An 8,562-nucleotide genomic window follows, 5' to 3' on the forward strand; every position below is an offset into this window, starting at 1 on the left:
ATGGAAGCGGTGGTCAGCGGCCAGACCTGGCAGTCGGTCGGCAAGGTCGACCGGCAGACGAAGCTCGCGATCATCCCGGCCGTGCTGCGCGGCCAGTTCTCGCACACCAGCGAGCTGCTCTCCTCGGCCGGCATGCGCCGCTTCATCGACAACGCCAAGGAGACGTTCGAATACATCGTCGTTGACCTGCCGCCGCTGGGTCCGGTGGTTGACGCCAAGGCCTTCGCGCCGCTCGTCGACGGATTCGTGCTGGTCACCGAATGGGGCCGCACGCCGCGCGCGATGGTGCGCTCGATGCTGGAATCGGAGCCCTACGTCGCCAACAAGATCATTGGCGCCGTGCTCAACAAGGTCGATTTGAAGCGGCTCGCGAAATACGGATCGCTCGGTGGCTCCGAGAAATTCTTCGACCGCTATTCGACCTATTATCTGGAGAAGTCGGAGGCGCGCACCAAACAGGCTGCGTGACGCAATTCCTGAAAAAGCGTGGACGGTTTTCCGTCCGAAATCGCGCCAAAGAGACAGAGCGGTTCGGCGTTTCCATGAACGCCGAACCGGTCTAGCCGTAACCATGGCGCGCCCGAGACGAGGATTCATGCGCGACAAGCGAGACTACGGTCTCACGGATCCAGCGCTGGCCGCTGTGTCCGTGGCTGCGCTCATGCCACACCATTCCCACCGCAAAGCCTTCAACGGGAAACGGACAGTCCATCACGTCAAGCTTGTCCGCGCAATCACGCACCAGCCGTTCCGGGACCAGCGCGACGAAGTCCGAGCGAGACACGATCTCGGGGACGAACAGGAACGAAGCCGCGGAGAGCACGACATTACGCTTATGTCCGAGAGCGGCCAAAGCACTGTCTACCGGTGTCGCGAAGCCGCCGCCTTCCAGGGACACGACCACTTGCTCCAACTCGGCAAATTCAGCGACCGTGATTCCTTCCCGCAGCCGCGGATGCTTCTTGCGGCCGATAAGCACGTAGCGCTCATCGAATAGATGTCGAGCGCGAAGACCTTGCGGGGCCTCCTGCGGTGTCATCAGTGCCAAATCCACATCACCGCGCGCCATCTGCGCTTCCAGTTGCGGCAGGTCCAGATTGCGTATCGCAACGCGAACGCCCGGTGCTAGCGTCCTGAGCTCCACGACAAGCGGCTTGACTATCGCGGCTTGCAGATAGTCCGTACAGGCAATCGCGAAGATCAGCCTGGCCTTCGCCGGATTGAAGTTCCGATGCGAGCTGAGCGTGGCGCGAACCTGATCAAGGGTTTGGCGCAACGGGTCGAGCAGTTCCATTGCTTTGGCCGTCGGCGTCATCCCTCGCTGGGCGGGAATCAGCAGTTGGTCGTCGAACTCTTGTCTGAGGCGGTTCAACTGGGCGCTTACCGCTGGCTGGCTTAGATGCAGTCGGGCAGCCGCCTTCGTGACGTTGCGCTCGATCAGCAGCGTCTCCAGCGTAACCAACAGATTGAGATCAAGGCGTTTGGTATCCATGGAATGGATAGTAGCCGATAACTTATGCGATTTCAAAAATACGTCGAAGCGTCCGAGACTCTTGCTGAAGCCAAACGTCGCGGCACGCTTTTCGGCGGCCAGGCGTGGTCGTCTGTCCGGGGCCGAAGCGATTTCGCCCTCAAGCCGGGATATAATCAGCATGAGCCAGATCGATACCTCCAAACCCCTGATCACCGTTGTCGGGGCCTCGAGCAAGCAGGGTCGCAGCGTCGCCAAGTCCCTGCTCGACAGTGGACGCTACCGCGTGCGCGCGCTGACTCGCCGTCTCGACAGCCAACCAGCGCAAGCCTTGGCGAAGAAAGGGGCCGAGGTCGTGGTGGCGCCCCTGGAACTCGGCCGGCAGGCCGAACTGACCGAAGCACTGAAAGGTTCGGCCGGGGCGTTCTTGATGACGCCGCCGATCGTCAAGGTGCCGCCGGCGGAACCCGAACTCAACCTCGGAAAGGAGTTGGCCGACGCGGCAGTGGCCGCTGGTGTCGAACACGTGGTTTTCAGCGGGCTCGAAAATGTCGAAGCGATCACCGGCGGCACCAAGTGGGCACCGCATTTCACGGACAAGGCGAAGGTAGAGGATTACATCCGCAGCTTACCCATTCGCAGCTCGTTTGTATACTTGGCGTTTTATTACACCAACTTCCTGGAATACTACGTGCCGCAAGGTGTGGAGGACGGCATAGATTTCGCCATATACTTGCCTCCGGACATCCCCGTGCCGTTCTGCGACCCGCTCACTGCGGCCGGTCCAGCGGTGCGCGAGATCTTCGATCACCCCGCGCGATACGCCGGGGAGGCGCTGCCCGTGATCGGCGAGTTTATCTCGGCGCAGCAAATGGTGGACACGTTTGTGCGCGTCACCGGCAAGCGCGCGCGCTACGCCTCTGCATACTCGCGCGAAGACTTATTGCGCCATTTTCCGGGTTTCGCCGGCAACGAGCATCTCGTGCGCGAATTGGTGGGCATGGTCGAATATGCCGTCGAATATGGCTACTACGCTCCCGGGCGCGATCTGACCTGGAGTCGGAAGATCGATCCGAATGCGCTGACCTGGGAACAGTTCCTCAAGCGCAGCAAATGGCAGGGCGACTTGCTGTCCTATGGCGCCGCCGCCGAGGCCGAGCTTGCGCCGATCTGAGAGCGGCGACGCTGTGCTCTTCCTTAACTCGCCGAAGACAGCAGCTTGCCGTGCTTGCCGACGATCCTGACCGCGGTCAGCCGCCCGCTCCGGAAGGCGCCGGTATCGATGCCGAGCCGGTGCCCTTCGAACTTCGGCACATCCACGATCGTGTGTCCATGCACCACCCAGCGGTCGAGGATATGGGCCTTCTCGAAGAATTCCGAGCGGATGTTGAGCAGGTCGTCCTCGTCCTGCTCGACGAGGTCGATGCCCGGCCGGATGCCGGCGTGGACGAAGACGAACTTGCGCGAGCAGACCATGACCGGCAGCGTGCGCAAGAAGCTGACATGGCCGGCGGGAATGGCGGCACGGATGCGCCGGTCGACCTCCTCGCTTGAGCCGTAAAGGTCGCCAAGGCGTGCCGGGTCGACGCCATAGGAATAGAGCGTCTCGAGTCCGCCGATCGCCAGCCAAAGTTCCCGCGACAGATGCCCGTCGAGATAGCCAAGCATGGCGACCTCGTGGTTTCCCGCCAGGCAGACGCGCAGGAAGCCTTGCGGCGCCGGCGCGATGAGATGATCGAGGACGCGTCTCGAGTTCGGGCCGCGGTCGACATAGTCGCCAAGCATGATGATGATCTTGCGCCCGCGAAAGGGCAACGCGTCCAGCAGGATCTTTTGTTCCAGCGACCGCAGCTCCTTGTAGCAGCCGTGCACATCGCCGATCGCATAGACGACCGTGTCCTGCATTTCCAATTCCAGACGATCGCGCGGCGCGGTCCGGGGTCGTCTCGATCGCTGGAACAGGCTCACGGAATGAGGCTCGATGCTCGCATGGGGTTTCGGGAGCATGTCACACGGCACGCATGAAGCCTCGATATCATGCTTGGCCGGAATTACCACGGGCTCGTCACTTCAGGCGCGGGAAACCTGAAGTTGAGCCGCCTTGAGCCGGTAGCCGTAGTGACAGAGCATCACCAGCACGGCGGCCAGGAACCGCAGGATATCGACGCCGCCAAAGGTGGTTTTCTGCGTTGCGCAACAAAAGATCGGGCGCGCGAGCGACCATGCATGCCCGGCTACACCCCGATGCCGCGTCCCTTGAGCGCCGCGGTGATCTCGTCGAGGATGGCCGGATCGTCGATGGTCGCCGGCATGGTCCAATCTTCCTTGTCGGCGATCTTCTGCATGGTGCCGCGCAGGATCTTGCCGGAGCGCGTCTTGGGCAGGCGCTTGATCGTCACCACCGTCCTGAAGGCGGCGACCGGGCCGATGCGCTCGCGCACAAGTCCTACCACCTCGCTTTCGATGAGGCCGATGTCGCGCGAAACGCCGGCGTTGAGTACGACGAAGCCAAGTGGCACCTGGCCTTTCATCGCGTCGGCGATGCCGATGACGGCGCATTCGGCGACGTCGGGATGCGCGGCAAGCACTTCCTCCATCGCTCCAGTCGATAGCCGATGGCCGGCGACATTGATGATGTCGTCGGTGCGGGCCATGACATAGAGATAGCCATCCTCGTCGATCATGCCGGCGTCGGCCGTCTTGTAGAAGCCTGGGAACTCCTCGAGATAGGCCTGGCGGAAGCGGGCGTCGGCGTTCCACAGCGTTGGCAGGCAGCCGGCCGGCAAGGGCAGCTTGACCACGACATTGCCGAGCGTGCCGCGGGCCACTTCATGGCCGGCATCGTCGAGCACGCGAATATCGTAGCCCGGCATCGGCACGCCGGGCGATCCGTATTTCACCGGCAAGAGCCCAAGGCCGGCCGGGTTGATGGTCATCGGCGAGCCGGTCTCGGTCTGCCACCAGTGGTCGATCACCGGCACGGCGAGCTTCTGCTCGGCCCATTTGATGGTTTCCGGGTCGGCGCGCTCGCCGGCGAGAAACAACGTGCGGAATTTCGACAGATCGTAACTCGGCACGAATTCGCCGCGCGGGTCCTGTCCCTTGATGGCGCGGAAGGCGGTCGGCGCGGTAAACAGCGCCACCACGCCATGCTGCGAGATCACCCGCCAGTAGGTGCCGGCGTCCGGCGTGCCGACCGGCTTGCCCTCAAACAGCACGCTGGTTGCGCCATGCAGCAGCGGGCCGTAGACGATGTAGGAATGGCCGACCACCCAGCCGACGTCGGAAGCCGCCCAGAACACTTCGCCCGGCTTGACGCCGAACTCGTTCTCCATCGTCCATTTCAAGGCGACCATGTGGCCGCCATTGTCGCGCACGATGCCCTTCGGCTGGCCGGTCGTGCCCGACGTATAGATGATATAGAGCGGGTCCGTGGCCAGCACCGGAACGCAGTCGACATTGGCCCCGGCGGCCCGCTCGCGCGCAACCGCGTCGGCATAATCGATGTCGTAATGGTCCTTCAGCTCGCAGCGCAACTGCTCGCGCTGCAGGATCAGGCAAGCGTCAGGCTTGTGCCTGGAGAGCTCGATCGCTTTGTCGAGCAGCGGCTTGTAGGCGACGGTGCGTCCGGGCTCCAGGCCGCAGGATGCCGAGATGATCAGCTTCGGCTTGGCGTCGTCGATGCGGGTGGCGAGTTCATGCGAGGCGAAGCCGCCGAAGACCACCGAATGCACGGCGCCGATGCGCGAGCAGGCGAGCATGGCGAAGGCCGCTTCCGCCACCATCGGCATGTAGATGATGACGCGGTCGCCCTTGCCGATGCCGCGGTTCTTCAGCACCGAGGCGAGTGCGATCACTTCGCGCTTCAGCTCGACATAGGTGAATTTCCTGATCGTGCCGGTGATCGCGCTGTCGTGGATCAGCGCCACCTGCTCGGCGCGGCCGCTGGCGACATGGCGGTCGATGGCGTTGAAGCAGGTGTTGCAGGAGGCGCCGGTGAACCAGCGGCCATAGACGCCGGCCTCGGCATCGAAGACGCGCTCATAGGGGGAGAACCAGTCGATGGCTTTCGCCGCGTCCGCCCAGAATTGCTCCGGATCGCGTTTCCAGCCCTCATAGACCTCGTGGTAGCGTGACGCCATCCAGCTTCCTCCCCAGGAAATTTGCCGTCCTCGAATAGCCTATGCTCTTCCTGCCGGCCATGTCTTCCCCGAAATTCGTCGATGGCCGATCTCGTCTCGGCCGCAAATATCCGGCACCATGGCATGCTGATAGCTGCCCGCCATGCGTTGGGCCAGGCCGCGAGCACGGCGGACTGCTCGGCGAGCTTCGAGACGCAGCAAAATGGCGACATATCCGGCAAGCCGCTCGGCTTCCGGCTGACGTTGCAGGGAAAGGACGGCAAGCCGCTGAAGATATTGCATGACGACAAGGCGGTGTCGGACTCGCGGAACTGCCCGACCTCCTACTCCCTGTCGGAGGCCTACGAATTTGCGCCCGAGGGCAAGCCAGCGGTGATTGCCGTGCTGGTCCAGCGCTTCAGCCAGGGCTTCGAAGGCCGCGACCGCCGCTTCATCGCGGTGACAGGCCGGGCGCGCTGAACAACGCCGGCCCGGCCGGGGCATGCAAACCCTGCCGACGGTGCCACGGCACCGTTCCTGCCTGTCCGCACTGTTTGCCGGCTTAAAGCGGCAAGGCCGCGAGCATCAACCCGACGCCGCCGGCGATCAATATCGCAGCCGCAAGAGCCTTCCGGTGGCGTTCGAATGCCGTCGGCGCGCGATCCCAATTGTAACGCATACTCGTCACCCTCTCCCCAAACGCCGGCGATTCCATAGCTTACTTAAGGGAAAGAAGGCAACACCCCCCGTTTTCGTCCGTGAAGAAGGCCTGCGAAAAGCCGGTATCGAGCAAGCGCGAGAAACTATCCGCCGTGACCGCCGCGACGCAGACTTCACGCGGGTGATTTCCCGCACCAGTCGGGCCGAAGCCCGTCGTCGCCTGGGCGTCAGGACGATGGACAGCATCGTCCTGCCGCGCTAATGGCTCTCCAGCATTCTTGCATGGACTGGAGGCCCCATGGCTGAAATCGCATCTGGAATGGTTCTGCGGCTGGCCGACGATGCATCTGTGCAGCATGTCGGTGATGGTGCGGTCGTGCTTCTGGCGCGCAGCGGCCAGCTCTATACTTGCAACGGCACTACTGAAGCCTTTCTCGACAAGGTCGACGGCGCCCGCAACCTCGACCAGATTGTCAATCTGCTGTCCGACGAGTTCGAGGTCGACAAGGCCATGCTCGACCAGGACATGGCGGCGCTTGCCGCTGAGTTGGTGGCGGAAGGTATCCTAGCCGACCCGGGTGCATGATGGCTGACGGGCTGCTGCGGGTGTTGTTTCGCGCCCATCTGTGGATCAGCGCGCGGCTGATGCCGGCCCTCGTCGGCAAGCGCGATTTCGAAGCGGTGTTGAAATGGGCACCGCTGACATCGCCGACACCCTATCGCGGCCTGCCGTCCTCCTACATCGTCGCCAGCGTCAACCGTGCGGTCAGGCATCCCTGGCTGATGCGTGATCGAAGATGCCTGAGGGAGGGCCTGCTCGCCCATCGCTTCCTGCGTCTCGCTGGCTTCGACCCGGACCTGCGCTTTGGTGTCGATCCGCAGTCGATGCACGCGCCGCGCCTGTCGGCGCATTGCTGGGTCTGTCTCGATGGCCGGCCGGTGGTAAGCGATAGCCTCCCCGGCATGGTGGAGATCTATCGCCATCATGCCGAATCTGGAAAGGCGCGTGCCGCTTGACCGCGTCCATAAGCTACGCCCTTAACGGCCAGATCGTCGCCATTTCGGCCGAACGCGCCGAGCTCTGGCGCGATCTCGATAGGATGCTCGCGGGCCTGAGCGCCGCCGAACCCGTCGAAGCCGGCTTTCGCATCGACATCATCGAGACGCAATCGCTTTCCGAGACGCCCGAGGGGACGCTCGCCTTCGACGGCGAGGTGCCCGAGGACGGCCATTGCCGGATGATCGATGGCGGCGACGTCCTTCACCTGGTGTTTCCCGGCCGCCAGACGCTTTCCATCCGTGCCGGCGAGCGCCGGGCCGAAATCCGCACGCGCCCCGGTGTCAGGATCACCTGGACGGCGTGGATGCTGGTGCTTGATGCCGCGCTCGACGCGGGTGGGCAGTATATGCTGCACACCGCCGGCCTGACGCTGCCGGGGAGCGACGCCGTGGTCCTCATCCACGCCCCGAGCGGCACCGGCAAGACCACGACCTCGCTGGCGCTGGCTTCGCAAGGCTTCGGCCTCTGCGCGGACGATTCCATGATCCTCGATGTGGCGCCGGACAAAGCCGCGGCCTGGGGCCTGCCTCGCCATGTGAAGATCCACCGCAAGACAGCCGAACTTGTCCCTCTCGTCTCGCCCTGCCTCGGCCCGTCGTGGGACCGCAATGGCGAACAGGCCGTGTCGCTCGAGCGCCTCGGCCAGATCCTGCGCGTCGAAAGCGTGGTCGCCAGGCCGGTCTCGGCGCTGCTTCATCTTGCCCGCTCGGCCGACGGCGAGAGCAGGCTCAATCCCATGGCCAGGACCGACGCCATGGTCGCGCTGGCCGCCGACAATGTCAGGACCGGGATGACCGGCCTGCTGCCACTGCAAAAACACCGACTGGCGACGATCGCCAAACTGGTCACGACGGTGCCGACCTTTACCCTGGAGGTCGGCGCGCGACCTGCCGATGCGGCGCGGTTGATCCGGTCCGCGCTGGCGCTCGCCTGATTCACCGCGGGCCTTCGGCGCGCTCGCCAAAGCGGCGCATTTCGAAGGACTTCTGCCCGAGCCGCAGTCGGCCGAACGCGCGCTGCCAGCGCGTCAGCTGACGCGCGAAACCATTATAGGCAAGATGCGCGATGCGGCCGTCGGCACAATCGAATTCGATCATCCCCCACCGCCTTGCCGGCGGTTCGCCAGTCGCCGGGCCGAGCCTGCGGATGGGGTACGCCAGCCGGGCCAGCTTCCCGTTTATCGGCACATGGAGCGCAACGCCACGCCCGACCACGCGCCAGATCCTGGCAATATGGGCGCTCGACCATTG

10 protein-coding genes and 1 pseudogene are annotated in these 8,562 nt (G+C 63.9%); 7 read left to right on the forward strand and 4 right to left on the reverse strand.

The features are described 5' to 3' along the window. A pseudogene (locus EN742_RS14875) lies at positions 1-468 on the forward strand (chain-length determining protein); the annotation flags it as partial. 91 nt (positions 469-559) lie between these two features. Here EN742_RS14875 and EN742_RS14880 read toward each other — a convergent pair. Further along, a complete protein-coding gene (locus EN742_RS14880; protein ID WP_348627210.1) occupies positions 560-1,654 on the reverse strand; it encodes a LysR family transcriptional regulator in 1,095 nt (364 codons plus the stop codon). Here EN742_RS14880 and EN742_RS14885 point away from each other — a divergent pair. Beyond that, complete coding sequence (locus EN742_RS14885) at positions 1,653-2,645, forward strand: NmrA/HSCARG family protein (RefSeq protein WP_127405317.1); 993 nt, start codon at positions 1,653-1,655, stop codon at positions 2,643-2,645. The genes EN742_RS14880 and EN742_RS14885 overlap by 2 nt on opposite strands. Before the next feature lie 23 nt (positions 2,646-2,668). Here the strand turns inward: EN742_RS14885 and EN742_RS14890 are convergent, their stop codons facing one another. Then, on the reverse strand, positions 2,669-3,376 hold the full coding sequence (locus tag EN742_RS14890; RefSeq protein ID WP_245482264.1) for a metallophosphoesterase family protein: 708 nt from the start codon (positions 3,374-3,376) through the stop codon (positions 2,669-2,671). A 329-nt stretch (positions 3,377-3,705) separates the two neighbouring features. Continuing rightward, positions 3,706-5,613, reverse strand: a complete 1,908-nt coding sequence (locus EN742_RS14900; RefSeq protein WP_127405320.1) for a propionyl-CoA synthetase — start codon at positions 5,611-5,613, stop codon at positions 3,706-3,708. 81 nt (positions 5,614-5,694) lie between these two features. Between EN742_RS14900 and EN742_RS14905 the strand changes: the two genes are divergently transcribed. The 5 genes from EN742_RS14905 to EN742_RS14920 are packed head-to-tail and all read left to right on the forward strand — an operon-like array spanning position 5,695 to position 8,246. Next, on the forward strand, positions 5,695-6,072 hold the full coding sequence (locus EN742_RS14905) for a DUF2259 domain-containing protein (protein ID WP_245482265.1): 378 nt from the start codon (positions 5,695-5,697) through the stop codon (positions 6,070-6,072). A 22-nt stretch (positions 6,073-6,094) separates the two neighbouring features. Next, a complete protein-coding gene (locus EN742_RS38105) occupies positions 6,095-6,514 on the forward strand; it encodes a hypothetical protein (RefSeq protein WP_189375333.1) in 420 nt (139 codons plus the stop codon). Between the two features lie 36 nt (positions 6,515-6,550). Beyond that, positions 6,551-6,838 carry a PqqD family protein gene (locus EN742_RS14910; RefSeq protein ID WP_127405321.1) on the forward strand — a complete coding sequence of 96 codons (288 nt, stop codon included), beginning with the start codon at positions 6,551-6,553 and terminating at the stop codon, positions 6,836-6,838. After that, a complete protein-coding gene (locus EN742_RS14915) occupies positions 6,835-7,269 on the forward strand; it encodes a lasso peptide biosynthesis B2 protein (protein ID WP_189362970.1) in 435 nt (144 codons plus the stop codon). Before EN742_RS14910 ends, EN742_RS14915 begins: the two co-directional genes overlap by 4 nt. Beyond that, positions 7,266-8,246: a serine kinase gene (locus tag EN742_RS14920; RefSeq protein ID WP_127405323.1), complete on the forward strand. Its 981-nt coding sequence runs from the start codon at positions 7,266-7,268 to the stop codon at positions 8,244-8,246. The genes EN742_RS14915 and EN742_RS14920 overlap by 4 nt, the downstream gene beginning before the upstream one ends. 1 nt (position 8,247) lies before the next feature. Here the strand turns inward: EN742_RS14920 and EN742_RS38725 are convergent. Then, the coding region (locus EN742_RS38725) for a hypothetical protein (RefSeq protein WP_210214460.1) at positions 8,248-8,562 on the reverse strand (315 nt) is incomplete at its 5' end.

The organism is Mesorhizobium sp. M4A.F.Ca.ET.020.02.1.1, from assembly GCF_004022645.1.
Lineage (GTDB): Bacteria > Pseudomonadota > Alphaproteobacteria > Rhizobiales > Rhizobiaceae > Mesorhizobium.